The organism is Kitasatospora sp. NPDC088783 (assembly GCF_044750705.1).
GTDB lineage: Bacteria > Actinomycetota > Actinomycetes > Streptomycetales > Streptomycetaceae > Kitasatospora > Kitasatospora fiedleri.
The window spans coordinates 418,848-443,992 of sequence record NZ_JBIVKJ010000005.1; the positions used below are offsets into that span (position 1 = coordinate 418,848).

Below are 25,145 nucleotides of genomic sequence, written 5' to 3' on the forward strand. Positions count from 1 at the left end.
CGGCACGGAGGCCGGCCCGATGACACAACCCCTCCTGGAAGCCAGGCAGGTGAGCAAGCGCTACGGCCAGGTGCACGCCCTCCAGGGCGCCGACTTCACCGTCCACCCCGGCGAGGTGGTCGCCCTGATCGGCGACAACGGCGCCGGGAAGAGCACCCTGGTCAAGACGCTCTCCGGCTCCGCCGCCCCCGACGGCGGCGAGATCCTGGTGGACGGCACACCGGTCCGGTTCGCCGGCCCGCTCGACGCCAGGCGCCACGGCGTGGAGACGGTCTACCAGGACCTGGCCCTCGCCCCCGACCTGGACGCCGCGGCCAACCTGCACCTGGGCCGCGAACTGCACCGCCCCGGCCTGCTGGGCCGGCTCGGCGTGCTGGACAACACCGCGATGCGCCGCGCCGCCGTCGCCGCCTTCGCCGAACTCGGCGTCGACCTGCGGGACGTGTCCGTCCCGGTGGCCGCGCTCTCCGGCGGCCAGCGGCAGTCGGTGGCGGTCGCCCGCGCGGTCGCCTTCGCCAGCCGCGTCATCTTCATGGACGAGCCCACCGCGGCCCTCGGCGTGGTCCAGCGCGGCCGGGTGCTGGAGACCGTCCGGCGGGTCCGCGACCGCGGCATCTCGGTCGTCCTGATCAGCCACAACATGCCGGAGGTGCTCTCGGTCGCCGACCGGGTCGAAGTCCTGCGCCTGGGACGGCGGGTGGCGGTCTTCGACGCCGCCGCCACCTCGGTCGAGGAACTGGTCGGCGCGATGACCGGGGCGCTGGACCCGGTGCCCACCTCCACCAGGAAGGACGGTACGGCGTGAGCACGCGGATGCCCGGAGCGGCCGGCGGCGAGACGGCCGGTGTCGGCGAGGCGGTCGAGGGCGGTGGGGCGGCCGGTGTCGGCGAGGGGGTCGCGGTCGAGGGTGGCGAAGGCGGCGAGGGCGGCAAGGCGGTCGGCGGTGGCGCGGTGCGGCGTTCCCCGCTCGCCGTCCCCGGGTGGGCGCGCCGGCTCGCCGCGGCGAACGAGGCGTGGACCTTCGGCGTCCTGCTGCTGCTGGTGGCGTTCTTCACCGCCGCCCGGCCCGACACCTTCCTGACCCGCTACGACCTGACCCAGATCGCCACCAACGCCGCGATCTACCTGGTGCTGGGCGTCGGCATGACGTACGTGGTCATCGTCGCCGGGATCGACCTGTCGGTCGGCTCGGTCCTGGTGCTCTCCGCCGTGCTGTCGGCCGAGTACACCATCCACCACGGCGGGGCGGCGGCCGGCTGGGGTGCCGTCGCGGTGTCCACCCTGATCGCGCTCGTCACCGGGCTGCTCTGGGGCGCGCTGCAGGGCTGGCTGGTGGCCAAGGCGAAGGTGCCGCCGCTGATCGTCACGCTCGGCGGCTTCGGCGCCGCCCTGGGCATCGCCCAGATCGTCACCGGCGGCCAGGACCCGGCCGGGGCGGTCTCCGGGAAGCTCCAGCGCGGCGTCGGCTTCGGCAAGCTCCTCGGCCAGGTCCCCTGGCTGGTCGTCATCGCCTTCGCCACCACCGTGGTGTTCGGCCTGGTCCTGGCCCGCACCCGGTTCGGCCGGCACACCTACGCGATCGGCTCCAACCCGGAGGCCGCCCGCCGCTCTGGCATCGACGTGGACCGCCACCTGGTGCGGGTCTACGCCCTGACCGGGCTGCTCGCCGGACTCGGCAGCACGATGTGGCTGGCCTACTTCGGCACCACCTCGATCGCCGGGCACTCCACCGACAACCTGAAGGTCATCACCGCGGTCGTGCTCGGCGGCGCCAGCCTGTTCGGCGGGCGCGGCAGCGTGCTCGGCACGGTGATCGGCGTCTTCATCCCGGCCGTGCTCACCACCGGGCTGATCATCATGGACGTCCAGCAGTACTGGCAGGACGTCGCGATCGGCGTGGTCCTGGTCGCGGCGGTCTACCTCGACCAGTTCCGCCGGCGCGGCCGCGAGCGCGGCTGACCACCCGGCCGGTCCGCCCGGGCGCCGCAGCACGTCCGGGCCCCGCTCCCGTACGCCGGCTCCCGCCGCCCGTCCGCTCCCGCTCCCGCACCTCTGCTCCCACCCACCCGCAGTTCCCCCCGCAGGAGGAGACCCGCCATGCCCGGAACCAGCAGATCGCGCACCCTCGTCCGCTGCTGCGCCGTCCTCGCCCTGGTCGCCGCCGGCACCGCCACCGCCGGCTGCGGCAGCGACGGTGGCGGCGGCGCCAAGAGCGTCACGCTGAAGCTTGTCACCGGCGTCAAGAGCGACCCGTTCTACATCACGATGGCCTGCGCCGCCCAGGCGGAGGCCGAGAAGCGGGGCGTGAAGCTCACCGTCGACGGCTCGGCGCAGTGGGACGTCGCGGTGCAGCGGCCCATCGTCGACGCGGTCGGCGCCAACCGCCCCGACGGGCTGCTGATCTCGCCGGTGGACACCGCGGCCCTCACCCCGTCGCTGACCCAGGTGCAGAGCGCCGGCACCAAGGTCGTCCTGGTGGACACCGCGGTCAGCGACGCCTCCGTCGGCGTCTCCCGGATCTCCTCCGACAACGAGGCCGGCGGGCGGACGGCCGCCAAGGCGCTGGCCGAGCTGATGGGGGACCGGGGCTCCGCCCTGGTGATCAGCGTCAAGCCCGGGGTCTCCACCACCGACGCCCGGATCAAGGGCTTCACCGAGGAGATGAAGGCGAACCACCCGGCGATCACCCTGCTGCCCGTCCTCTACGACAACGACCTGCCCGCGACCGCGGCCTCCCAGCTCCAGGCCACCCTGGCCGCCCACCCCGACCTCGGCGGTGTCTTCGCCGGCAACACCAACACCGCGCAGGGCGTCGCCACCGGCCTCCAGGCCGCGGGGCGCCAGGGCGCGGTCAAGGTCGCCGCGTTCGACGCCGAGCCCGACGAGGTCGCCGCCCTGAAGAGCGGCACCCTGGACGTCCTGGTCGCCCAGGACCCGGCCGGCATCGGCACCCAGGGCGTCGACCAGGCGCTCGCCGCCGTCGCCGGGCAGCCGGTCACCGCGCAGATCGGCACCACCATGGTGGCCATCACCAAGGCCAACCTGGACGACCCCGAGGTCGGCAAGTACGTCTACCGGGAAGCCTGCTGACCCCGGGCCGGGGCGGCTCCCGGCCCCGGTGGGAGCCGCCCGGCGGCCGGCCGGGGACGGGCCGGCGGGCGTCGTAGGATGCACTCTCCGACGCCCGCGCCGACCCGCGGGCGCCCGGGACCCCGTCGTCCGATGCCCCGGTACGCCGCGCGCGCACGCACCGGACGCCGCGGGGCCGCGGCAGGGGCTCGACGGCGGGCCCCGGGGGAGTGCGCCGAGGAGGAGCCCTGTTGAAGCGCCCGACGATGAAGGACGTGGCCGAAGCCGCGGGGGTCAGTCTGATGACGGTCTCCCGGGTGGTCTCCAACACCCCGGGCGTCTCGCCCGACACCGCCGCCAAGGTCGAACAGGCGGTGCGCCGACTCGGCTACCAGCGCAACGACAACGCCCGCAACCTGCGGCAGAAGCGACTCGGCACGTCCACGATCGGGCTGGTCGTCGACGACCTCGCCAACCCCTTCTACGCCCTGATGGCCCGTTCGATCGAGGACGAGGCGCACCGGCGCGGCTGCGTCGTCCTGGTCGGCAGCACCAACGACGAACCGCGCCGGGAGCGCGAGGTGATCGCCGCCTTCACCGCCCGGCAGGTGGACGGTCTGATCATCGTCCCGACCATCGGCAGCCACGGCTTCCTGAAACCCGCCATGGAGGCGGGCACCCAGGTGGTCTGCGTCGACCGCCCCGCCAAGGACCTCGACGTGGACACCGTCACGGTCGACAACCGCGACGGCGCCCGACGGGCCGTCACCCACCTGCTGGACCACGGCCACACCAGGATCGCCTACCTCGGCGACCGCTACGACATCTGGACCCAGCGCGAACGCCACGCGGGCTACCTGGACGCGCTCCGCGCCCGCGGCCTGGCCCCCGACCCCGCCCTGGTGCGGCACGGCCTGCGCTCCCACCTGGACACCCGGCTCGCCCTCGCCGCCCTGCGCGCCCTGCCCGAACCGCCGTCCGCCCTGTTCAGCAGCAACGACCTGATCACGCTCGGCGTCCTGGACCGCGCCGACGGCCCGGACGGCCCGGACGGCCCGGAGACCGCCGACGTCCCCGCGCCGATGGCCATCGTCGGCTTCGACGACCTGCCGCTCGCCAAACGCCTCAACCCGCCCCTGACCGTCGTCAGCCAGGACCCGGTCGCGGTCGGCAGCACCGCGGCCAACCTCCTGTTCGCCCGGATCACCGGCGACCGCTCCGCCCCGCGCCAGGTCGTCCTCCTCACCCGCTTCGTCGAACGCCGCTCGGGCGAACGCCCCGCCCACCGGACCGACCACCGCACCGACAGCCCGGCCGCGGCACCCTGAGCGGCCCGGGCTCCGGCCCGGGGGGTGGGGCGGGGGGTGCGGTGGTTAAGGTCGGGGCATGAGCGCTCGTTACCTCCTTCCGTACGCACCCGATGTGATCGGCGGTCTGCCCGCCGGACTCGACGCCCTGGTGTGGGACGGGGACGGGCCGGTGCCGCCGGACGAGGCGCTGCGCGAGGTGGAGTTCTTCTGCCTGCCGTACATGCGGCACGCCGTCGCGCTGCCGGTGATCGGGCGGCTGCCGTCGCTCAAGGTGGTCCAGACGCTCACCGCCGGGATGGACGACGTCCTGCCGCACGTGCCAGCCGGGGCCGTCGCGTGCAACGCGCCCGGGCTGCACGACGCCAGCACCGCCGAGCTGGCGGTGACGCTGATCCTCGCCTCGCTGCGCGGCGTCCCGCACTTCACCCGCCTCCAGGACCGGGAGCGCTGGCAGCAGGAGTTCCACCCGTCCCTCGCCGACCGGACGGTGCTCATCCTCGGCTACGGCTCGATCGGCCGGGCGCTCGCCGCGCGGCTGGAGCCCTTCGAGTGCGAGGTGGTCCGGGTCGCCCGCCGCCCCCGCCCCGAAGAAGGGGTGCACGGCGTGGCGGAGCTGGCCGAGCTGCTCCCGGCCGCGGACGTCGTCGTGCTGCTGACGCCGCTGACCCCGGAGAGCCGCCACCTGGTCGACGCCGGGTTCCTGGCCCGGATGAAGGACGGCGCGCTGCTCGTCAACGTCGCCCGGGGCCCCGTCGTCGACACCGGGGCGCTGCTCGCGGAACTCTCCGCGCAGCGCCTGCGGGCGGCGCTCGACGTCACCGACCCGGAACCGCTGCCCGCCGGGCACCCGCTCTGGCACGCCCCCGGGGTGCTGATCACCCCGCACGTCGGCGGCCCCAGCAGCGCCTTCCTGCCGCGGGCCAAGCGCGCCCTGCGCCGGCAGGTGCTGCGGTTCGAGCACGGCGAACCGCTCACCCCCGGACACTGACCCGCACCACCCGGCCCCCGGCCGCCCCTCGCGCCTGCGCGGCACTTCCTTCGGACGACCACCCGATCCGGGGTGCACGACGTGGTGCGCGCGCCCACTCGGCCCGGGCGGACCCGCAGCGGCCGTCGCGGGTTCAGCCCAGGTCGAGGAGCTGCTCGTGGAAGCCGCCGAAGCCCCGCGCGGTGTCGACGAGGTGGATCTCCAGGATCCAGTGGCAGACCCGTCCGGCCCGGTCGGTGCGGCGCATGGGCGTGGTGTTGCCGGGCGCGATGTAGGACTCGATCTCGGCGGCGTCGATCTTCTCGTGCGGGAACTCGCCCACCAGGTGCCCGGCGTGGCCGGTGCCGCCGAGCGTCCAGCCCGCGGCCCGGGCCAGGCGGTCGACCTCGGCGTGCAGCCGGGCGCCGGTGACGTCCGGGTGCTCGGCGAAGTAGCGGCGACCGGCGTCGAACACCGCGGGCAGGTCCGCGGCGAGGCGCAGCTTGTCCGGGTCGTCGCCCAGGACGTAGGTGCGGCCGAGGTCGGCCTCGAACTCCTCGAAGATCGGGCCGAAGTCGGCGAAGGCGATGTCGTCGGCCCCGAGGACCCGGTCCGGCGGGTTCTCCCGGTAGGGGAACAGGGTGTGCGGGCCCGAGCGGACGATGCGCTTGTGCCAGTGCTTGGTCGTCCCGAACAGCTCGTTCGCCAGGTCGCGGATGCTGTCGCTGACGGCCTGTTCGCTCCGGCCGGGGGCGACCAGGCCGCGCCGGGCCACCTCCTCGAACAGGACGGTCGCCTTGGCCTGGGCGTCGAGCAGCCGCCGGGCGCGGAACTCCTCCGCGGTGGCGGTGTCCACGTAGGCCCAGGCCCGGGCGCCGGAGCGCAGGTCGGCCCGGATGCGCAGGTAGTCCTCGACCTCGTAGTGATCGGCCGCCGCCAGCTCCGCGGCGCTGAGCGTGAAGACGGTGCCCTCGATCGCGTCCGCGGGGTCGTCGGAGCGGACGGCCACCGGGTGCCGGTCGCTGCCGCTGTCGGCGATCACGTCCGGGTCGGTGATCGTCACGGTGTCCAGCCGGAAACCGGTCAGCGCGTCGGGGCGGCCCGCCAACTCGCGCCCGAACCGGGCCCGTTGGACCTGCGGGAGGCGGAGCGTCCCGTACGAGAACAGCAGCTGGTCGGACACGGGACCCCCATCGCGGTGTGGCATCTGCCAGTGGTTTCGCCACTCTACCGTGGCAGTTGCGAGGTCCTCCGGTGATTTCACCCACGCCCGGGGCGGCTCGCGCGGGGGTGCTCCCGGTGTGGCGGTCAGCGTGCGACCGGGCCGATCCAGACCTCGGTGACACCGCCGATGTAGCGCCCGCCGCAGCGGTCGGCGGGCACCACCAGCTGCGGACCGGCACCGTCCAGCGCCGCACCGTCGGCGCTGGTGGCGAGGAGGACCTGCTGGCCGCCGAAGTCCGGGTCGATCTCGGCCCAGGACAGGACCGCGCAGTGGCCGTCCGCGCCGGTCACGGCCAGCAGGAAGCGCAGGCGCTGCTTGCGGCCGCGCAGGTCGATCCGCGGACGGGCCTCGCGCACCGCGTCCCACAGCTTCGGGCCCTCGAAGCTGTGCCGCCGCTCGCCGTCGGCGAGGCAGTCGAAGCTCACCTCGGCCCGGTGGGCGGGCAGCGCGCGCAGCTGGGCGACGGTCAGCCGCAGCGGTGCGTCGACGCTGCCGTGGAACCGTACGGCGGGTGGCGCAGTGGTGGCGGTCACGGTGGCTCCTTCCCGGCCGCCGCGGCGGGTCCGGTACCGGCCGGGCGGGGCGCGGCACCCTCGCAACTGCGCGCCGCTGGCGGTATTTTCGCCAGCAGATGCGGGGATCATGCGCCGGACGGGCCGGCAGCTGCCGCAAATCCGGCTCCATGGCGCGGACGGGGTCGGGCGGGCCGGGCGGGTCGGGCGGACTGGGCGGGCCGAGCGGACTGGGCGGGTCGAAGATTCGGGCACGGGCGGCGTCGTTCCCGCCCGCCGGGAAGTCCTCGCTGTGCGGGGCGCGGACGGAGTGGTTGCCGAACCGGGTGCCGAGTCCCGGCCGACGTGGCGCGCGCACAGGGCGGGTGCACAGGGCGGGCGATCGCCCCTCCACCGCACCGGATCAGCCGGTCGCCCGCCGGTTGCGGGCCGGGCGGATTCCGGCGGGGACGCGCTCCACCAGGGCCGCGGCCTCCGGTGTGCGCACCACGAAGTGCACCTCCCAGGACGTCCCGCCCGCCAGTTCGGCCTCCACCGCGGCCCACACCGCGGCCAGCGCGGTCTCGCGCGGCAGGCCGCCGCGGCCCGAGCCGAGCAGCGGGAAGCACACCGAGCGCAGCGGCGGGTCGAACCGTCCGCACTCTTCGGCGAGCAGCGCGAACACCCGGGAGGCGGCCCGGGTGACGTCGGCGGGCAGCACGTCGTAGTCGTTGGTCCCGGCCCGGGGGACGGCCACCGCCGCGTGGTAGATCCGGCGGACGCCCCGCTCCGCCAGGACGCCGGGGCCGGTGGCCGCCACCGTCCCGGGCAGCACGGCGCGTCCGGCCACCCCGCGCCGGGCCGCCCAGGCGCGCAGCTCCTCGCGCAGCGGGTCGGCCAGCACGTCCCCGGTCACCCCGCGCCGGGCGGCGGCCCGGCGCAGCGAGGCGGCCACCGAGGACTTGTACGACTCGGGCAGCGCGAAGTACACGTTCGACGGGGAGACGACCACGTCCACCCCGCGCAGCAGGTCCACCGGGTGCACGTGCAGGGCGAGTTCCACCGGCCGCCCGCCGGCGGTGACGCGGACCGTCCGGTGCGTGCCGGAGCCGGCCCCCGCGGGGACCGGCTCCGGCTCCGGCTCCGCGACCAGGCGCAGGACGTGCTCGGCGACCTGCTCCAGGACCATCACCTCCTGGTTCCGGCGGAACCACTCCACGCCCACCCCGTACACGCGGGCCGCCCGGGCCCGGCGGTCGGCGGGCGGCCAGTCCCGGGTGCCCTGCGCCAGCCCGAGGGTGTACTCGGCGGCGGTGCGCAGCGTCCCCGCGTCCAGCCGGGAGACGGCCAGCCGCAGCAGCGCCTCGATCCCCGCGACGGGCGTCGCGGCGGCGGCGCCGGTGGACACCGCCCCGGCCGCGGCCTCCAGGGCGGGCAGCGCCCGCCCGCGCAGCCGGACCAGCCCGTTGAGCCTGACTTCCTTCAGTTCCTTCACAAGTGACGCCGCGTCAGGGAGGGGTGTCATGTCCCCACGATGGCACCGTGCTCCGAGGACGCACAAGTTGCGGGGGGATCGCCGCTCCCCGGTCCGCCGCGCTGCTCACTGCCCGGTCCCCTGGTCGGCCCCCTGCCCGGTCCTCTGGCCGGTCCACGTCGCGGGCACCGAGACCCTCGCCCGCAGGGGCGCGAGCACCTCGTTGGCGCGCGCGAGGCCCTCCGGGGAGCCCAGGTCGGGGACGCTCCGCTCCGGCACCGCCTCCAGCGGCCCGTCCGCGCCCTGCCCGACCCGGTCCCGGTAGAGCACCATCACGTCGTCGCGCCGGTTGCGCCGGGAGTCCCAGAGCAGGCCCTGCGCCCGGGGCTCCTGCGCCCGGATCTCGCTCGACCAGCGCCGCGACACGGCGTAGTTGCGCTCGTCGTCGAGGAGGGTCTCCTGGCAGCGCACGGCGGCCAGGTCCGCGCCGGTCAGCAGCGGGACCAGGACCAGGTCGCACCGGGAGCGCAGGCAGCTCAGCGCCCGCCCCTCGGCCGCGGCGTAGCCGACCTCCCGCACGCCGTCCCCGCCGTAGGGCACGGAACGCAGCAGGCTCTCGGCGAGCGCCGTGAGCGGTGTCGCCGCGAGGTAGAGGTAGTGGTACGGGTCGAGGACGGTGCCCTCGAAGCGGCCGCCGCCGAAGTGGATGTCCGCGAGCCGGTCGTTGAACTCGTCCGGCGCGTACTTGGACTTGTGCACCCGCCACAGCTCGGTCCCGGCCGGGACGGTGGTGAGGTGGGGGCTCAGCTCCGTCCCGGCCCGGGGGAAGAAGCCGGTGGGGTCGAAGGGACGTCCGCTCGTCATTCGCCCTCCACCAGTTGGGCCGCCGCCCCGACCAGCTCGGCATCGGGCAGTCGGCCGAGCAGCGACACGGGCCGACCGCCCAGCCAGCTGTTGCCGCCGAGCCACCAACTCGCGGCCCCCCAGGGGTCGATGTCCGCCAGCAGCAGCCGGTTGACCGCCAGGACCACCCCGTGCGGGGCGCCGTCGCCCGCGAACTGGAACCGCGGGTACCGCGCGCTCTCCGGAGAGCCGGGCACCCGGATCAGCTCGGGCGGCGGCGGACCGCCGCAGCGCTCCCGGGCCTCCCGCGCCGAGATCGCCGCCTCGCCGAGCAGCGGGTGGCCCGGCCTGGCCCCGCCGGACCGGACGGGGGAGGGCTCGCGTTCCGGCGCGGGCTCGGGCGCCGGTACGGGGGAGGGCTCCGGTACGGGGGAGGGCGCGGGTACGGGGGAGGGCCCGGGTTCCGGCGCGGGTACCGGTGTCGGTTCCGGTTCCGGTGCGGACAGCCAGGCCAGCAGCTCCCGGGCGGCGGCCACGTCCGCCGGCCCGGGTACGTCGGCGACCAGCCGGGAGGACTCCAACGCGGCCCGCACCGGATGCTCGAAGGACAGCCGCCGCAGCGCCAGCCGGACGCCCTGGAGCGCGTTGCGCCGACCCCGGTCGTCGTCCGGGGGCACCGCGGCGAGCGCCGCCAGACTGCCCAGCAGGACGGCGTACCGCTCCTCGCCGAGCTGCGCGCGGATGCTGTCGCGGTGTTCGCGGATCAGGCCGAGCAGCCGTGCCGTCGCCCGTCCGCGGCCCTCGTCCGCACCGTCCTCACGCATGTGCCCCTCCCTCGCTCCCGTTCTTCGGCCCGCCGGGCCCGGCCGGCCCGGGGTGGCCCTGGTGGATGAAGGCCGCCCAGTGCGCGATCCGGTCCAGCCCCGGGCGCCGCAGTTCGTCGACCAGCTCCTCGTGCAGCGACTCCGGGGCCCGGCGGTCCGGGTCGAGCATCCACAGCTGGGCGGCCCGCAAGGCGTCGACGGGGCTGAGCCGGTCGACGTTCAGGTGGTGGTGGAACACCGCCATCAGCAGCGCCGACACGCCGTCCGAGACGGCCCAGCGGGAGCCGACCACGTCCCGCGCACCGGCCGCGCAGAAGCCGGTGGTGAGGGTCAGCGCCTCGTCGTGGTCACGGGACGACAGGTCGGTCCGGCAGGCGCTGAGCACGACCAGCGGGCCGTCCTCGGCGGTGCCCCGGGCACCCGGGTGGTCGAGCAGCCGGGTGACCGTGAGCCGCCCCGCGGCGGGGTCCGGGTCGCCGTCGGGGCCGGCCAGGTGGAGGGCCGAGGCGGTGGGGTCGGTGCCCTCCGAGCCGTGCGCGCTCAGGTGGAGCAGCGAGGCGCCGTCGGCGAACCGCCCCAGGACGGCCCCGGGCGTGCCGGGGGCCACCTCGTCCGCGGCCAGGTACGAGACGCTGCCGTACAGCCGGGCCCCGGGGTAGAAGGAGTCCCGCAGCGCCGTCACCTCGATCTCGGCGTACATCAGGCTCTGGCCCGGGTCGGCCAGCAGGACGGGCGCGGCCGTCGGCGGCCGGGGCGCGCGCCGCACCGAGCGCAGGAACTGGCTGCCCGAGGCGGCGTAGCTGACCACCGCGGCCTGGCAGAGGTACCCGCGGGGCGGCCCGCCGGGGAGGCGGCCGGCGTGCCAGGGCACCAGGCCCAGGCGTCCGCACGGCACCAGGACGATCCGCAGCGGCCGGCCCCCGGCGCCCAGGTCCCGCTCCAGATCGGCCAGCAGCGGGCCGAGCACCCCGCCTGCCCAGTCGCAGAGCGCGTCGAGCGCGTCCTCCCAGGCCCGCCGCAGCGCGGGGTCCTCGCCGTCCGCCCGCACCGTGGCGTCGAGCGCCGCGGCGGCGTCCAGGTAGTCCTCCAGCGGTCCGCTCCCGGCCCGGGACAGCTGCTCCAGGACGACCATCGCCACCCCGAGCCGCGGGCTGACGACGATGACCACCCCGGGGCTGACCCCGTCGCCGGGGACCAGGTACAGCAGGGCGTCCGCACCGCCGTCCGCGAGCCCGTCCGAGAGGTCCGCCAGCGTGGGGGTGGCGAGCAGGCCGTCCTCCGCGCGGTAGCCGAGCGCCCGGAGCGCCCGCCGGCGCAGGGCGCTGGGCAGCTCGCCGGGGACCCCGCCGTCGGCGTCGCCGTCGTCGCCCGTCGTCGCGGTGGCCGCCCTCGCGGTGGCCGCCCGCCAGGCGTCGGCGAGTTCCCGGTGCCCGCGCCGCTCCAGGAGTTCCGGGACGGCCGCGGAGGTCGACGCCGCGTGCAGCACCAGCGCCCGTCCCGCCTCCAGCGCCGCCACCGCCTCGGGCAACCGCCCCTGCGACCCGGCCCACAGCGCGGCCTGCACGCCCCGGCTGGCCCCGGCCCGGGCGGCCACCAGCCCGTGCTCGGCACCGGTCTGCAACAGGACGTCCGCGGCGAGCGCGGTCAGCGACTCCTTCGCCGCCCCCAACGCCCTGAGGTCCGCCACGTCCCCGTCCTCGACCGCGCGCACCCGGTACGCCTCGGCCAGTTTCCACAGCGCCTCGGTGGCGATCCGCGGCGCCCGCCCCTCCCGGACGCCCGTCCGGACCCGCTCCAACTCCCCGATCAGCAGGTCGAGGACGCCCCGGTCACGGGTCATGCCGTACCGGAGGGCCAGCGAGAGCGCGGAGCTGTGGACCTGCTCGGTGGAGGCGTGCGGCGGCGGGGTGCGGTGCTCCCGCATCGGCGGCGGCGGGGTGCCGCCCAGACCGGCCCGCAGGAGGTCGAAGTCCGAGGTGTCCGGGATCGGGATCCGCTCGCCGAACGGCGCCCCCGTCGCCCTCAGCTCGGACACCCCGTCCTCCAGGACGGACAGGCTGTCCAGCAGTTGCTGCCGGTCCCGGGCGAGCACGCCGAGCTTGGCGCGGGCCGCGCCGACCGTCAGCGTGACCAGCCCCCGGAAGAAGCCGTCCGGGACCTCCTCGGCCAGCCGCTCGGCCTCGGCCACCAAGCCGCGCGCCGTCCGCACGTCCTCCTCGGGATCCCCGCCCGCCCTGAGGTCCACGACCTGCTGGTACAGGCCCGTCACCCGGCCCAGGACGGTCGGGTCCCCGACGCCGGGCGGCAGCGAACCCTTCATCTTCTCCAGGCCGTCCCGGAACGCCGCCAGGTGCCGGAGGCCGGCCTCCTGGTCCTGGAACGTGCCGCCGGTGCGGCCGCCGACGTTGAGCAGGACCGCCCGGAGCGCCTCCAGGTGGTGGGACCAGTCGGCTCCGGCGGGCGGCCGGCCCTGGACGGTGCGCAGCCGGTCGAGCAGCTCGTCGATCCGCTGCTGCGGGTCCGTGCTGTCCAGCGCCTCGCCGAGCCCGGCGGAGGTGGCGTTGACCGCGTCCACGGTGGCGGCGATGCGGCGCAGATCGGCGGGGTCGGTCGGGGTGGCAGGGTCGGTCGGGGTGGCGGGGGGCTCGTCCGGGGTGGCGGGGTCGGCCGGGGTGGTGGGGTGCTCGGCCGTGGCGGGGTGCTCGGCCGGGGTGGCGGGGTCGGCCGGGCCCTGCGCGGTGGGCGTCGGCGCTGCCGCTCCGAAGGTCCGGTCGAGCAGCTGCCGGAACTGTTCCGCGAAGGGGTCCCCGTCCGGAAGCGCGCCCGTCAGGACGTCGTGGAGGCCCGCCGTCGACGGAGCCGCCATCCCCGCCCGCAGGCGGCCCAGCAGATCGCCGTGCTCGGGCGGCAGCGGCAGGTCCCCGATCTCCGCGAACAGGGTCTGCACCTCCCGGGCGAAGCCCATCAGCTCCGCCGGCGTGGAGCGCGTCGTCCAGTCCAGGAAGGCCGAGAGGTCGGGCACCGAACGGAACCCGCTCTGCGGCGGGACGGGCGCGATCAGTCCGACCAGGTGGAACGCCGCCCACTGGCGGTGCTCCCCGCTCGCCGTCGCCCCCAGCACCGTGGCCGGGTCCCGCACCTCGCGCAGCAGGGACTCCGCCCGCTCCCGGTCGCCCGGTGCCCCGGTGGCGGCCCACCGGGTGGCCAGCGCGACGCCCAGCCACAGGTGCGCCGCACTGCGCAGCGCCGGGTCGTGGTCCAACAGCCCCGCCAGCTGCTCGAGTTCCCGGACGGACGCCTCGCACGCGGGCAGCAGCGGCAGCCCGCCGCCCGGGGCGGGCAGCAGGCGCCTGGCCCGCTCCTCCGCCTCCGCGACCCAGGTGCGCAACCCCCGTACGCCGCCGTCCTCCGTGTCCTCGTGCTCGACCTCGCCGTTCTGCGTGCCGCCGTTCTGCGTGCCGCCGTTCTGCGTGTCGCCGTTCTGCGTGTCGCCGTGCTCGCCGTCGCCGTTCCGCGTGCCGTCGTGCTCCACGTCGTCGTGCTCCACGTCCCCCACCGGCTGCCTCCCGCCTCTCCGCGTTCCCTCCGTGACACTCCGCCACTATGCCGAGACCCGGACCCCGGCCGCAGTCGATCCCGGGACCCGCCCGCTCAACGTCCGGAATCCGACCGGGAGACGCCCAGTTGGGCCCGCATCTCGTCCCGGACCCGGCGCAGCCCGGCCCACCCGGTGTCGATGCCCTGCTGCGCGGCGGCCGGGGAGTCGCCGGCCCGGGGCGTACCCGCGTCGAGGCGGCGGACCATGCCGTAGAGCGCGCCCAGGCCGTGGCTGAACGGCCCGGCGAGGTCGAGCACGGGCTCGGGCACCCGCAACTGCGCCTCGGCGTACACCGCCCGGTACCGGTCGCGCGCCTCGGCCAGCCGCTGCCGGGCCGCCGGGACGTCGCCGTTCCGGCCCAGGGCGTGCACCTGGTCGGCGAGGGCGGCCAGGTACTGCCGGGCCGTCGTGTTCAACGCGACGTAGCACGCGCGCAGTTCGTGCTCGCGCCGCTGCCGCTCCGCCGCCGCCCCGGCGCGTTCCTGCTCGCGCCGTCGCCCGTCGTCCGCCGCGCGTTGCGTCAGCAGCGCGGACAGCAGCGTCCCGAGGACGCCGACCACCGCGACGCCCAGCGCGCCGGTCCCCTCGATGTCCACCCCGGCCCTCCGTCCGCCGCGCTCCGCCGTACGGCCAGCGAAGCAGCGGGCCCGGGGGCGGGGGAAGGGCAGGTCCTGGGTTCGCCCGGGATCCGCCCGGAGTCCGGCCGGGGTTCGACCCGGGGCCGGGCCGGTGTCAAGCCGTCGCTCGGGAAGGGGCGTTCGGGCGGCGGGCCAGGAAGACGTGTTCCCGGCCGGGGCGGTCCGGGGCGTCCCGGACCTCGACCGGATCCAGGCCCGCCGCGCGCAGGTCGGCCTCGACCTCGGCGCGTTCGCGGAAGCGCAGGGTCGAGTCCGAGGTGAGGTGCTGCCCGTCCGCCGCGAACACGTAGTGCCAACGGAACGTCACCAGCGGCCCGGAGACGTCCAGCAGCTCCACCCAGTTCTCCACTGCACCGACGTCCGGCAGCTCGCTCACCCGGTGGGACGCCTCCCGCGTCCAGGACTCCCAGGCCCGGCGGGCCGGCACCCGGCTCTCGAACACCAGGTGCCCGCCCGGGCGCAGCGCGCCGCGCACGCCCAGCAGGGTGGCGTGCCACTGCCCGGGACCGGTGACCGCCTGGGCGGCGTTGGCGGTCATGGTGACCAGGTCGACCTCCAGCGGGGGCAGGCCCGTCGCGTCCCCGACCAGCCAGCGGACCCGCTCGGCACCCGGCTTGCGGCGGGCCACCGCGACGGACGCGGCGGCCGGGTCGACACCGAGCACGCGCACGCCGCGCCCGGCCAGCAGCAGGGCGAACACCCCGGTGCCGCAGCCCAGGTCGAGGACGCGGGACGCGCCGAGCTCGTCCACCAGGGCGAGGTAGGGCGGCAGGTCGTCGCGCACCGGGTCGAGAGCGTCGTAGATCGCCGCCAGCCGGGGCAGGGTGAAGCATTCGTCGGCCATCCGCGCGACGGTAGTGCCGACGGCGCTCCGGCCGCGCCCGGTTTTCGGTGCGGCCGGGACGGGGGGAGAGGGGAGCGGCGGCACCGGGAAAAGGAGTTGTCGGGGGAGGAGGGGGTTCCGTACGGTGTCCGGGTGAACACCGGAACGGCCATGGGCCACGCACGGATCGGTGACCCGGTGGGCGACTGACCGCGCCCCGGGTGCCGCAGGGTCGCCCGCACGCCAGAGGACCACCACCTCCTCCGCGCAGTGCGCGTACCGCCCCCCTGCCGACCACATCCGGAACGAGGTCAGACCCGAACCATGCCCGCCGCCTTCAACCACACCATCATCGCCTCGCGGGACCGCACCGTCTCCGCCCGCTTCTACCAGGAGCTGCTGGAGGCCGAACAGGCGCCCTCCTGGGGCCCGTTCACCAATCTCCAACTCGCCGACGGCGTGCTGCTGCAGTTCGCCGAACCGCCGGTGGAGATCCAGCGGCAGCACTACGCCTTCCTGGTCGACGACGAACTCTTCGACCGCGCCCACACCATGCTGCGCGAACGCGGCATCGACCACTGGGCCGACCCGCAGATGCAGCGCCTCGGCGAGACCAACACCGAGCACGGCGGACGCGGCGTCTACGTGCTCGATCCGGCCGGTCACGGGCTGGAGCTGATCACCCGCCCCTACCTGTGATCTGTCGACCCGCCGACCCGCTGACCTGTCGACGCGGGTCAGCGGGCCGACGGGTCGGCAGGTCAGCGGGTCAGCAGGTGGGCGGAGCGGCGAATCGCGGGTGCGAGGATGGGGCGATGGACCATCGGGAACTGCGTGCGGCCCTGACGGAGACGCGAAGCGTCCTCACCCCGCAGCTCGGCCTGGACTGGGGCGTCCCGGCCGGCCCCCTGGAGTGGAGCTGCCGGGACACCCTCGCCCACATCGGCCACGACCTGCTCGCCTACGCCGGGCAGCTCGCCGCCCGGCCCACCGACCGCTACCTGCCCTTCGACCTGACGGTACGTCAGGACGCATCCCCCGCCGACCTGCTGGCGACCGCGCTGGCCTGCGGCGACCTGCTGGCCCTCGCGCTGGCCGCCGCCGACCCCGGGCTGCGCGCCTGGCACTGGGGCCCGACCGACCCGAGCGGTTTCGCCGCGATGGGCGTCGCCGAGACGCTGCTGCACACCCACGACATCACCACCGGCCTGGCCCTCGACTGGACGCCGCCGCCCGCGCTCTGCGCCGCCGTCCTGGCCCGGCTCTTCCCGGACGCCCCCGCCGGAGAGCCCGCCCCCGTCCTGCTCTGGTGCACCGGCCGCGGCGAACTCCCGGGTCGGCCGCGCCGGGAGTCCTGGGCCTGGCGGGCGGCGCTCGCCGAATAGCCGTCGGAGCTGTCGGGGCCGTCGGAGCCGGTGTGGCTGTCGCAGTCGGCGGAGGCGTGCGGGCGCCGGGTGCGCCTTCGCTAGAGTCGGGGCATGAGCGAGCAGACGGAGCAGCTGGAGCAGGCCGGGTCGACCGAGGAGTCGGTGCGGGCGCCGTTCGGGAACTTCCCGCAGGTGCGCCGGGCGGTGGACGCCGTCGGGGAGTTGGCGGCCCCGGTGGCCGAACTGCTCGGGCGCTGGGACGCGGAGCTGGCCCGGCAGGTGCTGTACGTGGACACCGATCCGGAGCTGGCCGACACCGCCGTGTTCTGCGCCGCGTACGACGTCCCGGCGGAGGCGTCCGCGAACTGCGTGGTGGTCGCCGCGAAGCGCGGCGGGGAGACCACGCTGGCCGCCGGGCTGGTGCTGGCCACCACCCGGCTCGACGTCAACAAGGCGGTGCGGAGTCACCTGGGCGCGCGCAAGGCGTCGTTCGCGCCGATGGACACCGCCGTCGGCGAGAGCGGCATGGAGTACGGCGGCATCACCCCCGTCGGCCTGCCCGCGCACTGGCCGCTGCTGGTCGACGCCGCGGTCGCCGCCGCCCCGTACGTGCTGGTGGGCAGCGGTCGGCGGCGCGGGAAGCTGATCCTGCCCGGTGCGGTCGCCGGTGCGCTGCCCGGGGCGCAGGTGCTGGAGGGGCTGGCCGGCTGAGCGAGGCGGTGCGCGGGTCGGCGCACGGGCCGGGCGGGGAACATCGGGGGTGTCCGGGCGGTTGGACCGGATGGTCCCCCGGGGCGGTACCCCGGGCGGACGAGTCGACGTCCCATGCGAGGAGTGAGTACTAGATGACCACGGACCGTGCCGTCCTGGCCGGCGGCTGCTTCTGGGGTATGCAGGAGCTGATCCGCAAACTCCCCGGCGTCCAGTCGACCCGCACCGGCTACACCGGCGGCGAGAACGCGCACGCCACCTACCGCAACCACCCCGGCCACGCCGAGGCGCTGGAGATCGTCTACGACCCGGAGCGGATCAGCTACCGGACGCTGCTGGAGTACTTCTTCCAGATCCACGACCCGAGCACCCTGGACCGGCAGGGCAACGACATCGGCAGCAGCTACCGCTCGGCGATCTTCTACGCGGACGAGGCCCAGCGCGCCACCGCCCTCGACACCATCGCGGACGTCGACGCGAGCGGCCTGTGGCCGGGCAAGGTGGTCACCGAGGTGACCCCGCTCGGCGACTTCTGGGAGGCCGAGCCCGAGCACCAGGACTACCTCCAGCACTACCCCAACGGCTACACCTGCCACTACCCGCGCCCGGGCTGGAAGCTCCCGGTCCGCGAAGGAGCGTAAGGGCCCGAGCCCCGGCCCCTGCGGGGGCTGAGGATGGGTACGGCGGCGGTCATCGGTTTCGGTGGCCGCCGTTCGCCGTGTGCGGGGGCCGGGGTGGGCGCCGTTCGTCGCGGGCGTCTACGGGGCCGGTGCGGGGTGACGAGGACCCTCGAAATCGGCGCTGACCGGAGTGCTGTGAAAGACCGGGTCGCAGACGTGAATGCGGAAGCGTTCCGCTGCGGGACGAAACGCCCGGCTTCGTTCACGGCATGGTGGCGGGGGTGTTGAGCTCGGTCGTCCTGCGCAGGAGTTCACGGTCGGTGCAGTAGCTGTCCCGATCGTCCACGGTGCACAGGACGTATTCGCCGTGGACGCGGAAGACACTCAGTGTGAACTCGCAGTCCCATGACTTGCCGAAGCTGGCAAATGCCTCCTGCCCCTCGGCGGCGCTCCGTTCACTGACGAAGACATCGGATTCGCTCCGGGCGTAGAACATCCAGGTGCCCTCGCGTTCACACGAGGCCGTGCCCGGAATGCCGTCGGCGGTGGCCCGGTGGTCGAGGCCCAGGTGCAGCGTCATGCCGAAGCCGTCCTGCCACGTCCCGAGCATGTCGCTCTGGCCGACCACGACTTCGTCGGGCCGCTGGTAGCCGATCAGGCCGGCACGAGCTGCCGAGAGGAGGGCCAGCGGCGCGAGAAGTACCGCCACGATGAGCCCGACCCACCCCCAACGCGCCAGTGCTGTCTTCTTGATCATGGGTACCCGCCCTGTTTCGTTCGACGCATACGAACGCACCCGGCCGACGGCATCCCAGGACGGACGATCGGATGAGATCGCCTCATCATGGCATCGAATTTGAACATGTTCAATCTTGTGATGCCGTCCCGGAGGGATGGCAGCGCGAACCCGGTCCTCTGCCGACCGGGTACTGCGGCCCGGGACGTGCCCACTGCGCATTCTGACGGCTCGGCGGACTTTCGGGGGAGCGGTGCACGAGGTGACCGGGGAAGACGGGAAAGGAGGGCTCGTGAGCCCCGCCGACTTCTCCACCGAACCGAACAGTCACCCGCCACGCGCCGCACTACTTGGCGGTGCGGCTTTCTGTGGCTGTGCCCGGAATTGCGTGACAGGCCAGGTCGCCGGCCTGAATGTGGGACCGTTTCGCGGGGATGGGTTTGCCTACTCGGAAACGGGCGAGTCGGCACCCCTCCTCGATCGTTCGCGGGCCCCCGGCCATAGCCTCGGAATTCTCCTGGTTCTGCCCGGATTCCCGTGCGGTTGAGCGGTTGAGCGGTTGAGCGGTTGAGTGGTTGAGCGGTTGAGTGGTTGAGCGGCGGACGGCGAGGTCGGGTCGCGCTCCGGATCGCCGTGGCTCAGCTCGGCGAGTGCATCAGGGAGGTGAGGTAGGCGTTCAGCCGCTCCTCCACGGTTTGTGTCGTCAGCTCGGTTCGTCCGGCCTCCCGCCACGGCTGTGCCACCCACTGGACTTCCTCCGAGAACGCCAGGGGGGCTCGCACCTGCCAGTACAGCCGTTCGGGCGCGGTCGGGGCCAGCGTTCCGCCGGCCTCCTGGTAGGTCTCGGTGAAGCGCAGGCCCCACTGCGGGCCGTGCAGTAGCGCGAGATTGGTGGAGCAGTGCGCCACGTCGAGGTCCGTCGGGCCCCAGGAAGCCGCCGCCCAGTCGACGACACCGGTGATCCGGGGGTCGGCGGTGCCGGTCGGATCGTCGGCCGGTGGGCCGAACAGCACGTTGCCGGGCTGGAAGTCGCGGTGCAGGAAGCGCCCTTCGTGGCGCGGCGCGGGCGGGCGGATCACGTCGATCGCGGCGTTCCAGACCGCGGTGTCGGCGGTCTCGGGGGTCACGACCGTGTCGGCGGTCGTCAGCGCCACGTACTCCCGGGGTCGGACGGCGGGCCGTACCGCGTGGATCGCCACGAGTTGACGGGCCAGCAGGGGCAGGCGCGTCTCCAGCCCTTCGTCGGCGAGGACCGTTCGGCCCGGCAGATGGGTCATGAGGAGCGAGGGGTACGCGCAGTGCGCCGCGGTCGGATCGACGGCCACCAGCGCGGGCGCCGACACGTCGGTGCCGGTCAGCGTGGTCAGGGCGCCGGCCTCCCGGTGCAGGAGGTCCTCGGCCGGCCCCTGCCGGGTCGGGGCGACGAAGGAGCGGAGCACCAGGTGGCGGGTTCCTCCGTCTCGCGTGCCGATGGTCAGCCTCCGCATGTCGGCGGTGGCGCCACCGTGCAGCGTCTCCGCTCGGACGATCCGTTCGCCGGACCCCAGGTGCCGACGCACCCAGGCCAGTGTCGACGGTCGGACGGGCGCCGCCTCGTCATGGTTGGTCACCGTGCCACCTCATCATCCGGTCGGCGGTGCGCGCGAGTCTTTGCGGGCCGGTCCGCGAGTGATGGGTGGGGATTTTCAGGGCTCTGACCGGAATTCCGTGAAGGCTCCCTTGGCGTATGTGATCTACTCGCGGCATGGGCAGCTCGAACATGGACTACCGCGGTTCCGGGTTCTGGGTCCGCGACTACCAGGTCGAAGTGTGGCTGTACCTCTTGGCGCAGGAAGCCAAGGCGGTCGCTGACGCTCCGGCATGGTTGGCCGGCGCCCGTGATGAGTGGGAGGCGCAGGCCACGGCCGGCTTCATGGGATGCGTCTCGTCACGCTTGGACGAGCACCTTGGAACGGACCCTGATCGCGTCGCGCTCACGCTTCATCTTTCGGAGCGCGCCGTCCAGCGACTACTCGCATGGGCTCCGGCCATCCCGAAGGATCTCGTGAATTCCTTTGGCACTGGCGGTGATCAGGAGGCGTTCGACACGGACCTGCCCACCGACCCTTTGCTGGCATGTGGTCGTGCCTTCATCAGCCTTCTTCGTGGAGAGGTCCCGCCCGGATACGACAGGTGGGCGTCCTGATCTCGCTCGGGCACAGGCTCACGCCCTTTTGGGGATGTGTATCCGAAGGAGTCGGAACGAAGCCCGGCCGTACATGGCTCTTTTGAGCGTTTTGACCCGGTTCACGTTGCCTTCGACCTTGCCGGAGCTCCATTCGAGGGTGAGGCCGGCGGTGGCGGCGGCGAGGTCCTGGCGGAGGAAGTCGGCGAACGAGCGCATCGGCGCGGGGGCGCCCTGCTCGGCCTGGTCGATCCAGTCCGGCAGGAGGGTGCCGAGGCGGTTGGTCATGAGGTCGTGGAAGCATCGGGCCAGGTCGTAGGCGCGGGCGATGTCCGGGCAGGCGGTCCTGACGTCCAGCAGCTCGTCCTGCTCGCGTTCGGTGAGGGTGCCGGTGGGCCGCATGATCCAGGAGGTGATCCGGCGCGGGCTGGGGATGTCGGTGCGGACGGGTTCGGCGGTTCCCTCGCGCAGGGAGGCGACGTGGCGGCGCACGGCCAGGACGCTGCCCTGGTAGCCGCGTTCGGTGATTTCGCGGGAGAGCTGCTGGGCGCCGGTGCACCCGGCGGTGAACCGGCTGTTCAGGTAGGGCTTGGACGGGTCGATCAGCCCCTGCTTGCTGGCCCCGAACTCCCGCTTGGAAGCGATGAGTTCGTCCAGCGGGGTGGTCTTGAAGCGGCGGACGGTCTTGCGGTCGAGCCCGAGGTGGCGGGCGATCGCGCTGATCGTCCACTTCTGCTCCAGGAGGCGGTGGACATCCGTGTAGCGGTCGCGGGTCCGCTCGACGATCGGGGTGCGGGGCAGTTGGAGGATCGGCAGGTCGATCGCGGGCAGCTCGGGAGGCGCTTCCTGGTCTGCGTGTTTGCGCAGGCAGGCATGGTGCTGGTGGCAGGTCTTCTCGACCGCGGCGGACAGGTTCTGCAGCAGATGCCAGCGGTCGGCGACCTCGATCGCGCCGGGTGCGGCCGGCCGCGACACTGAGCTTGCGGCACAGCCGCTCGCCCGCGCGGCCGCCGAGTTCGACGGCCACCGCTCGCAGCCAGTCCTTCAGTCCGGCACTGGAGCGCAGGTCTTGGACCTGCTCGACGAACGTCCGCCGCGCGCAGCGGACGCGGTCGCAGAAGTACCGGCGCACCCGCAGCCGTATCAGCAACTTCCGCCCCGCCAACGGGCTTTCGGCCACCATGCGCCAGTACGTGGAGTGGACCCGCCGACCCCGGATCCCGCAGTCCGGGCAACGGACGGTCGGACCGCACGCGGCGACCTCGACCAGCACCAGGTCCAACCCGGCGGTCACCCGCTCCAGTTCAACATCGACTCCAGGGAACAGCACGCCTTCGATCGCGTCGAGAGCCACGTGAAGGTCGTCCCGTAGCGAAACGATCCTGCATTCATGCCGATGACCTGGTCTTTCACGGAATTCCGGGCGGAGCCATTTTCAGCCAGTCCGCTCGGGGGTGCTGCGGGCGCGGAGGAGGGTGTCGAGGGAGTCGACGATCCAGTCCCAGGACTCCTGCGGGGGGACGGGGGTGTGAGCGAAGCCGCCGGCGGATTCCAGGCCGATGTAGCCGTGGAAGACGCTGCCGAGGAGGCGGACCGCGTGGGTCTGGTCGGGCTCGGGGAGGTGGTAGCCGCGGAGGATGGCCCTGGTGAGGTGGGAGTGGCGGGGAGCGGCACTGGCGGCGGCGGTCTCGGGGTCGAGGCGGAGGCGGGCGGCGTCGTAGCGGCCCGGGTGTTCGCGGGCGTAGCCGCGGTACGCCTCGGCGAAGGCGGCGAGGGCGTCGCGGCCGGACCGGCCGGCGATCGCGTCGGTGGCGCGGTCGGCGAGTTCGGCGAGGGCCAGCAGGGCGATCCGGACCTTGAGGTCGTGGGAGCTCTTGACGTGCGAGTACAGGCTGGCGACCTTGACGTCGAAGCGGCGGGCCAGCTCGGTCACCGTCACCTGGTCGAAGCCCACCTCGTCGGCCAGTTCCGCGCCCGCTCGGGCCAGTACCTCGGGGGTCAGACCTGCACGTGCCACCGCACCCACCCGTCCCTTCCTCGTCGTCGTCCGGTCGTGCTTCCTGAGTCGATTATCCATTTGCCTAAACGACTTAGGCAAATTAGCGTGGTGTTTCGTGAGAGAGCTGACCGATCCCGAGATCCGCGCCGCGTTCCTGAACTGCTCCAAGGGCGAGGCGAAACGTCTGAACCTGCCCCGTGAGCTGCACGAACAGCCCTGGCCGGAGCTGGACTTCCTCGGCTGGCGCGACCTGCAGGCCCCGGACCGGGCCTACCTGGTCGCCGAGCTGGAGGGCCGCCCGCAGGCCGTCGTCCTGCGGTCCTCCTCCGGCGCGTCCTGGCAGCCGCGCCGCAGCATCTGCTCGCTGTGCGTCACCACCCACACCGGCGGGGTCTCGCTGCTGGTGGCCCCGCTGGCCGGTCCCGCCGGGCGGCAGGGCAACTCGGTCGGCGCGTACATGTGCAGCGACCTGGCCTGCTCGCTGTACGTCCGCGGCCTGCGCGAGACCGGCACCAAGATCTACGAGTCGCTGACGCTGGAGCAGCGGATCGAGCGGATGCGCGGCAACCTGGCCGCCTTCCTGGCGAAGGTGCGCGGGGAGGCTGCGGCGGGCTGAAGCCCCGTCGGGGGTGCGCGGCCGGGCTCAGGGGAGTTCGACGGAGAGCTGGGTGCCCAGTTCGCGGAAGCCGACCCGGGCGGCGACCCGGCGGGAGGCCGGGACGCGGGCGCGCCACTGGGGGAGCAGCCCGGCGGCGAGGGCGTGGGCGGCGGCGGCCGTCGCGGCGACGCGGGCCAGGCCGCGGCCGCGGGCCGCCGGGTCGGTCAGTGCGCTGAACTGGGCGGTCTCGAACGGCCAGGCACGGTAACCGCAGGCGGCCAGGACGCGGCCGTCCCGGAGGACGGCGAACGCGGGCGAGGTGATCTCGCCGAGCGCGGCCTCGTCGCGTTCCATGGCCGGCACCCTGGCCTCCAGGGCGCGCAACTCCTGGTGTTCGTTGGGGAGTTCGTGGATGGGTGGGCGTCGGGCCGCCGACGCGAGGTCGGTCGGGGCGAGGTAGGCGAGCGCGGCGGGGCCGAGCACCCGGCCGACCGGCAGTGCGGCGCGCAGCCGGTCCGCGTCCCACCCGGCCTCCGGGCAGGACCGCAGCGCGGCGCGGAGCAGTTCGGCGCGCCGGGCATCCGGGACGGTCGCCAGCACCGCGCCGCCCAGCGTCAGCAGGCCGACCCAACCCGGCGGGCACAGGCCGGAGTTCGGTGACACCACGACACTCGCGGCACCCGGCGCGGGGAAGGCCGCGGACACGTCGGCCAGCCCCGTCCAGAGGCGGGACGCCCGGCGGAGCAGGTGGTCGTCGGTCATCGCCCGATTCTGGCAGTGCGGTCGGCTCCGCCGCACCGGGATTGCGGGCTGGGGACGGGGGAGTCGGCGGGTGTGCCGGTCGGTCCTGGCCTGGTTGCGGCAGTGCGGTCGGCTCCGCCGCACCGGGATCGCGGGCCGGGGGCGGGGCGGAGGAGGGAGGCTCAGTGGCCGCCCTTCGGGAGTGCGCAGCCGCCCTCCAGGTACGGGCCGTGCACCTCGATGTGCGGCGGGTCGGACAGCACGCCCGTCAGGCAGGGGCCGAGCTGCGGGACGGAGAAGGTGAAGTGCACGCCGTCGCCGCCCTGGTCGACGGTGGCGTCCGGGTAGCCGAGGCGGGTGAGCAGGGCCTTGGCCTGCTCGGGGCCGGTCGGGGGCTGCGCGGCGGCCTCGGCGGCGATGCGGGCGGCGTGTGCCTCGCCGCGGCACTGGGCGGCGGGGTTCAGCGGGGCCGTCCGCAGGTAGGCGTGGTTCTCGGCGTACTTGGGGTTCTCGGGCTGGGGGCCGGACGACGGGGTGTCCACCGGTGACGGCTGCGCGGTGGGCTTCCCCGCACAGGTCCTCGCGACGCTCGGGAACGCCCGGTCGTGGTCGGCCACCGCCTGTGCGTACTGCTGCTCGTACTCCTGCTGGGCCGCCTGCGCGGCATCCGGCGAACCGGCGGCGGCACCCGCGGCGGAGCCGGAACGCGCGGCGGAGCCGGAGCCCGTGACGGAGTCGGAGCCGGGGGAGTCGGAGCTGCGGGTGGAGCCGCAGCCGGCGAGCAGGGTGCCCGCGGCGAGCACGGTGGCGGCCACGGCCAGGGCGGGACGTTTCACGGTGGGGCGCTCCGGTCGGCAGGGACGGGCCCCTGCGGCCCGTCGCGCCGATCATCATTCCGTATGCGGTGGACCGGCGGCCTGAGTACCCGTACTCAGGCCCGCGACGCG

Annotated in this window: 25 protein-coding genes and 2 pseudogenes; 11 read left to right on the forward strand and 16 right to left on the reverse strand. The window is 74.6% G+C overall.

Annotated features, from left to right (window positions below; translation table 11 throughout):
• Window positions 1–19 precede the first annotated feature (19 nt).
• The 5 genes from ACIP60_RS17745 to ACIP60_RS17765 all read left to right on the forward strand — a co-directional run bounded on the left by ACIP60_RS17745 (window position 20) and on the right by ACIP60_RS17765 (window position 5,367).
• Window positions 20–805 (forward strand): ATP-binding cassette domain-containing protein, encoded by a 786-nt coding sequence (locus tag ACIP60_RS17745; RefSeq protein ID WP_111551561.1) that lies wholly within the window; start codon window positions 20–22, stop codon window positions 803–805.
• Window positions 802–1,959 (forward strand): ABC transporter permease, encoded by a 1,158-nt coding sequence (locus ACIP60_RS17750; RefSeq protein ID WP_400685126.1) that lies wholly within the window; start codon window positions 802–804, stop codon window positions 1,957–1,959. Before ACIP60_RS17745 ends, ACIP60_RS17750 begins: the two co-directional genes overlap by 4 nt.
• A gap of 138 nt (window positions 1,960–2,097) precedes the next feature.
• Window positions 2,098–3,090 carry an ABC transporter substrate-binding protein gene (locus ACIP60_RS17755; RefSeq protein WP_400685129.1) on the forward strand — a complete coding sequence of 331 codons (993 nt, stop codon included), beginning with the start codon at window positions 2,098–2,100 and terminating at the stop codon, window positions 3,088–3,090.
• A gap of 230 nt (window positions 3,091–3,320) precedes the next feature.
• Window positions 3,321–4,397, forward strand: coding sequence for a LacI family DNA-binding transcriptional regulator (locus ACIP60_RS17760; protein ID WP_400685132.1), 1,077 nt, complete (start codon window positions 3,321–3,323; stop codon window positions 4,395–4,397).
• Between the two features lie 58 nt (window positions 4,398–4,455).
• A complete protein-coding gene (locus ACIP60_RS17765; protein ID WP_400685135.1) occupies window positions 4,456–5,367 on the forward strand; it encodes a 2-hydroxyacid dehydrogenase in 912 nt (303 codons plus the stop codon).
• A 133-nt stretch (window positions 5,368–5,500) separates the two neighbouring features.
• On the opposite strand, the gene ACIP60_RS17770 is transcribed toward ACIP60_RS17765, so the two are convergent.
• The 9 genes and pseudogenes from ACIP60_RS17770 to ACIP60_RS17810 form a co-directional block, all read right to left on the reverse strand.
• The gene (locus ACIP60_RS17770; RefSeq protein WP_400685394.1) at window positions 5,501–6,202 is read right to left on the reverse strand and encodes a M24 family metallopeptidase; all 702 of its coding nucleotides are present in this window, start codon (window positions 6,200–6,202) and stop codon (window positions 5,501–5,503) included.
• A 6-nt stretch (window positions 6,203–6,208) separates the two neighbouring features.
• A pseudogene (locus tag ACIP60_RS17775) lies at window positions 6,209–6,553 on the reverse strand (gamma-glutamylcyclotransferase family protein); the annotation flags it as partial.
• A 101-nt stretch (window positions 6,554–6,654) separates the two neighbouring features.
• Window positions 6,655–7,104, reverse strand: coding sequence for a hypothetical protein (locus ACIP60_RS17780; RefSeq protein ID WP_400685138.1), 450 nt, complete (start codon window positions 7,102–7,104; stop codon window positions 6,655–6,657).
• A 382-nt stretch (window positions 7,105–7,486) separates the two neighbouring features.
• Window positions 7,487–8,587, reverse strand: a complete 1,101-nt coding sequence (locus tag ACIP60_RS17785; RefSeq protein ID WP_400685141.1) for a hypothetical protein — start codon at window positions 8,585–8,587, stop codon at window positions 7,487–7,489.
• 75 nt (window positions 8,588–8,662) lie between these two features.
• Window positions 8,663–9,400, reverse strand: coding sequence for an RES family NAD+ phosphorylase (locus ACIP60_RS17790; protein WP_400685144.1), 738 nt, complete (start codon window positions 9,398–9,400; stop codon window positions 8,663–8,665).
• A complete protein-coding gene (locus tag ACIP60_RS17795) occupies window positions 9,397–10,203 on the reverse strand; it encodes a hypothetical protein (protein ID WP_400685147.1) in 807 nt (268 codons plus the stop codon). The genes ACIP60_RS17790 and ACIP60_RS17795 overlap by 4 nt, the downstream gene beginning before the upstream one ends.
• Window positions 10,196–13,750, reverse strand: a complete 3,555-nt coding sequence (locus tag ACIP60_RS17800) for a CHAT domain-containing protein (protein ID WP_400685149.1) — start codon at window positions 13,748–13,750, stop codon at window positions 10,196–10,198. Before ACIP60_RS17800 ends, ACIP60_RS17795 begins: the two co-directional genes overlap by 8 nt.
• 104 nt (window positions 13,751–13,854) lie before the next feature.
• Window positions 13,855–14,397 carry a hypothetical protein gene (locus ACIP60_RS17805; protein WP_400685152.1) on the reverse strand — a complete coding sequence of 181 codons (543 nt, stop codon included), beginning with the start codon at window positions 14,395–14,397 and terminating at the stop codon, window positions 13,855–13,857.
• A 136-nt stretch (window positions 14,398–14,533) separates the two neighbouring features.
• The gene (locus ACIP60_RS17810; RefSeq protein WP_400685154.1) at window positions 14,534–15,283 is read right to left on the reverse strand and encodes a class I SAM-dependent methyltransferase; all 750 of its coding nucleotides are present in this window, start codon (window positions 15,281–15,283) and stop codon (window positions 14,534–14,536) included.
• A gap of 303 nt (window positions 15,284–15,586) precedes the next feature.
• On the opposite strand from ACIP60_RS17810, the gene ACIP60_RS17815 reads away from it, so the two are divergent.
• The 4 genes from ACIP60_RS17815 (at window position 15,587) to msrA (ending at window position 17,981) form a co-directional block, all read left to right on the forward strand.
• Window positions 15,587–15,961 (forward strand): VOC family protein, encoded by a 375-nt coding sequence (locus ACIP60_RS17815; RefSeq protein WP_400685157.1) that lies wholly within the window; start codon window positions 15,587–15,589, stop codon window positions 15,959–15,961.
• A 116-nt stretch (window positions 15,962–16,077) separates the two neighbouring features.
• The gene (locus ACIP60_RS17820) at window positions 16,078–16,647 is read left to right on the forward strand and encodes a maleylpyruvate isomerase N-terminal domain-containing protein (RefSeq protein ID WP_400685159.1); all 570 of its coding nucleotides are present in this window, start codon (window positions 16,078–16,080) and stop codon (window positions 16,645–16,647) included.
• Between the two features lie 93 nt (window positions 16,648–16,740).
• Window positions 16,741–17,340, forward strand: a complete 600-nt coding sequence (locus ACIP60_RS17825; protein ID WP_400685161.1) for a YbaK/EbsC family protein — start codon at window positions 16,741–16,743, stop codon at window positions 17,338–17,340.
• 134 nt (window positions 17,341–17,474) lie between these two features.
• Window positions 17,475–17,981, forward strand: a complete 507-nt coding sequence (msrA, locus tag ACIP60_RS17830; RefSeq protein ID WP_100838825.1) for a peptide-methionine (S)-S-oxide reductase MsrA — start codon at window positions 17,475–17,477, stop codon at window positions 17,979–17,981.
• A 241-nt stretch (window positions 17,982–18,222) separates the two neighbouring features.
• Here msrA and ACIP60_RS17835 read toward each other — a convergent pair whose 3' ends face one another.
• The gene (locus ACIP60_RS17835; protein ID WP_400685164.1) at window positions 18,223–18,717 is read right to left on the reverse strand and encodes a hypothetical protein; all 495 of its coding nucleotides are present in this window, start codon (window positions 18,715–18,717) and stop codon (window positions 18,223–18,225) included.
• A 617-nt stretch (window positions 18,718–19,334) separates the two neighbouring features.
• Complete coding sequence (locus ACIP60_RS17840) at window positions 19,335–20,306, reverse strand: phosphotransferase family protein (protein WP_400685166.1); 972 nt, start codon at window positions 20,304–20,306, stop codon at window positions 19,335–19,337.
• A gap of 134 nt (window positions 20,307–20,440) precedes the next feature.
• On the opposite strand from ACIP60_RS17840, the gene ACIP60_RS17845 reads away from it, so the two are divergent.
• Window positions 20,441–20,881, forward strand: a complete 441-nt coding sequence (locus tag ACIP60_RS17845; protein ID WP_400685168.1) for a hypothetical protein — start codon at window positions 20,441–20,443, stop codon at window positions 20,879–20,881.
• Between the two features lie 18 nt (window positions 20,882–20,899).
• Here the strand turns inward: ACIP60_RS17845 and ACIP60_RS17850 are convergent, their stop codons facing one another.
• The 3 genes and pseudogenes from ACIP60_RS17850 to ACIP60_RS17860 all read right to left on the reverse strand — a co-directional run bounded on the left by ACIP60_RS17850 (window position 20,900) and on the right by ACIP60_RS17860 (window position 22,877).
• Window positions 20,900–21,835 (reverse strand): transposase, encoded by a 936-nt coding sequence (locus tag ACIP60_RS17850; protein WP_400685171.1) that lies wholly within the window; start codon window positions 21,833–21,835, stop codon window positions 20,900–20,902.
• Between the two features lie 148 nt (window positions 21,836–21,983).
• Window positions 21,984–22,214, reverse strand: a pseudogene (locus ACIP60_RS17855) (transposase family protein); the annotation flags it as partial.
• Between the two features lie 81 nt (window positions 22,215–22,295).
• Complete coding sequence (locus tag ACIP60_RS17860) at window positions 22,296–22,877, reverse strand: TetR/AcrR family transcriptional regulator (RefSeq protein ID WP_400685173.1); 582 nt, start codon at window positions 22,875–22,877, stop codon at window positions 22,296–22,298.
• Window positions 22,878–22,974: 97 nt separating this feature from the next.
• Between ACIP60_RS17860 and ACIP60_RS17865 the strand changes: the two genes are divergently transcribed.
• A complete protein-coding gene (locus tag ACIP60_RS17865; protein ID WP_400685176.1) occupies window positions 22,975–23,475 on the forward strand; it encodes an FBP domain-containing protein in 501 nt (166 codons plus the stop codon).
• Window positions 23,476–23,502: 27 nt separating this feature from the next.
• Here ACIP60_RS17865 and ACIP60_RS17870 read toward each other — a convergent pair whose 3' ends face one another.
• Together ACIP60_RS17870 and ACIP60_RS17875 are read right to left on the reverse strand one after the other, a co-directional pair.
• Entirely contained in the window at window positions 23,503–24,219 is a 717-nt protein-coding gene (locus tag ACIP60_RS17870) for a GNAT family N-acetyltransferase (protein WP_400685178.1), read from the reverse strand.
• Between the two features lie 161 nt (window positions 24,220–24,380).
• Window positions 24,381–25,034 carry a hypothetical protein gene (locus tag ACIP60_RS17875; protein WP_400685181.1) on the reverse strand — a complete coding sequence of 218 codons (654 nt, stop codon included), beginning with the start codon at window positions 25,032–25,034 and terminating at the stop codon, window positions 24,381–24,383.
• Window positions 25,035–25,145 lie beyond the last annotated feature (111 nt).

Coding starts and splice junctions, on each gene's coding strand:
- ACIP60_RS17815 (WP_400685157.1), top strand. CDS start 15,587: ATGCCCGCCGCCTTCAACCACACCATCATCGCCTCGCGGGACCGCACC.
- ACIP60_RS17870 (WP_400685178.1), bottom strand. CDS start 24,219: ATGACCGACGACCACCTGCTCCGCCGGGCGTCCCGCCTCTGGACGGGG.
- ACIP60_RS17795 (WP_400685147.1), bottom strand. CDS start 10,203: ATGCGTGAGGACGGTGCGGACGAGGGCCGCGGACGGGCGACGGCACGG.
- ACIP60_RS17790 (WP_400685144.1), bottom strand. CDS start 9,400: ATGACGAGCGGACGTCCCTTCGACCCCACCGGCTTCTTCCCCCGGGCC.
- ACIP60_RS17825 (WP_400685161.1), top strand. CDS start 16,741: ATGAGCGAGCAGACGGAGCAGCTGGAGCAGGCCGGGTCGACCGAGGAG.
- msrA (WP_100838825.1), top strand. CDS start 17,475: ATGACCACGGACCGTGCCGTCCTGGCCGGCGGCTGCTTCTGGGGTATG.
- ACIP60_RS17810 (WP_400685154.1), bottom strand. CDS start 15,283: ATGGCCGACGAATGCTTCACCCTGCCCCGGCTGGCGGCGATCTACGAC.
- ACIP60_RS17755 (WP_400685129.1), top strand. CDS start 2,098: ATGCCCGGAACCAGCAGATCGCGCACCCTCGTCCGCTGCTGCGCCGTC.
- ACIP60_RS17835 (WP_400685164.1), bottom strand. CDS start 18,717: ATGATCAAGAAGACAGCACTGGCGCGTTGGGGGTGGGTCGGGCTCATC.
- ACIP60_RS17820 (WP_400685159.1), top strand. CDS start 16,078: ATGGACCATCGGGAACTGCGTGCGGCCCTGACGGAGACGCGAAGCGTC.
- ACIP60_RS17845 (WP_400685168.1), top strand. CDS start 20,441: ATGGGCAGCTCGAACATGGACTACCGCGGTTCCGGGTTCTGGGTCCGC.
- ACIP60_RS17745 (WP_111551561.1), top strand. CDS start 20: ATGACACAACCCCTCCTGGAAGCCAGGCAGGTGAGCAAGCGCTACGGC.
- ACIP60_RS17765 (WP_400685135.1), top strand. CDS start 4,456: ATGAGCGCTCGTTACCTCCTTCCGTACGCACCCGATGTGATCGGCGGT.
- ACIP60_RS17785 (WP_400685141.1), bottom strand. CDS start 8,587: ATGACACCCCTCCCTGACGCGGCGTCACTTGTGAAGGAACTGAAGGAA.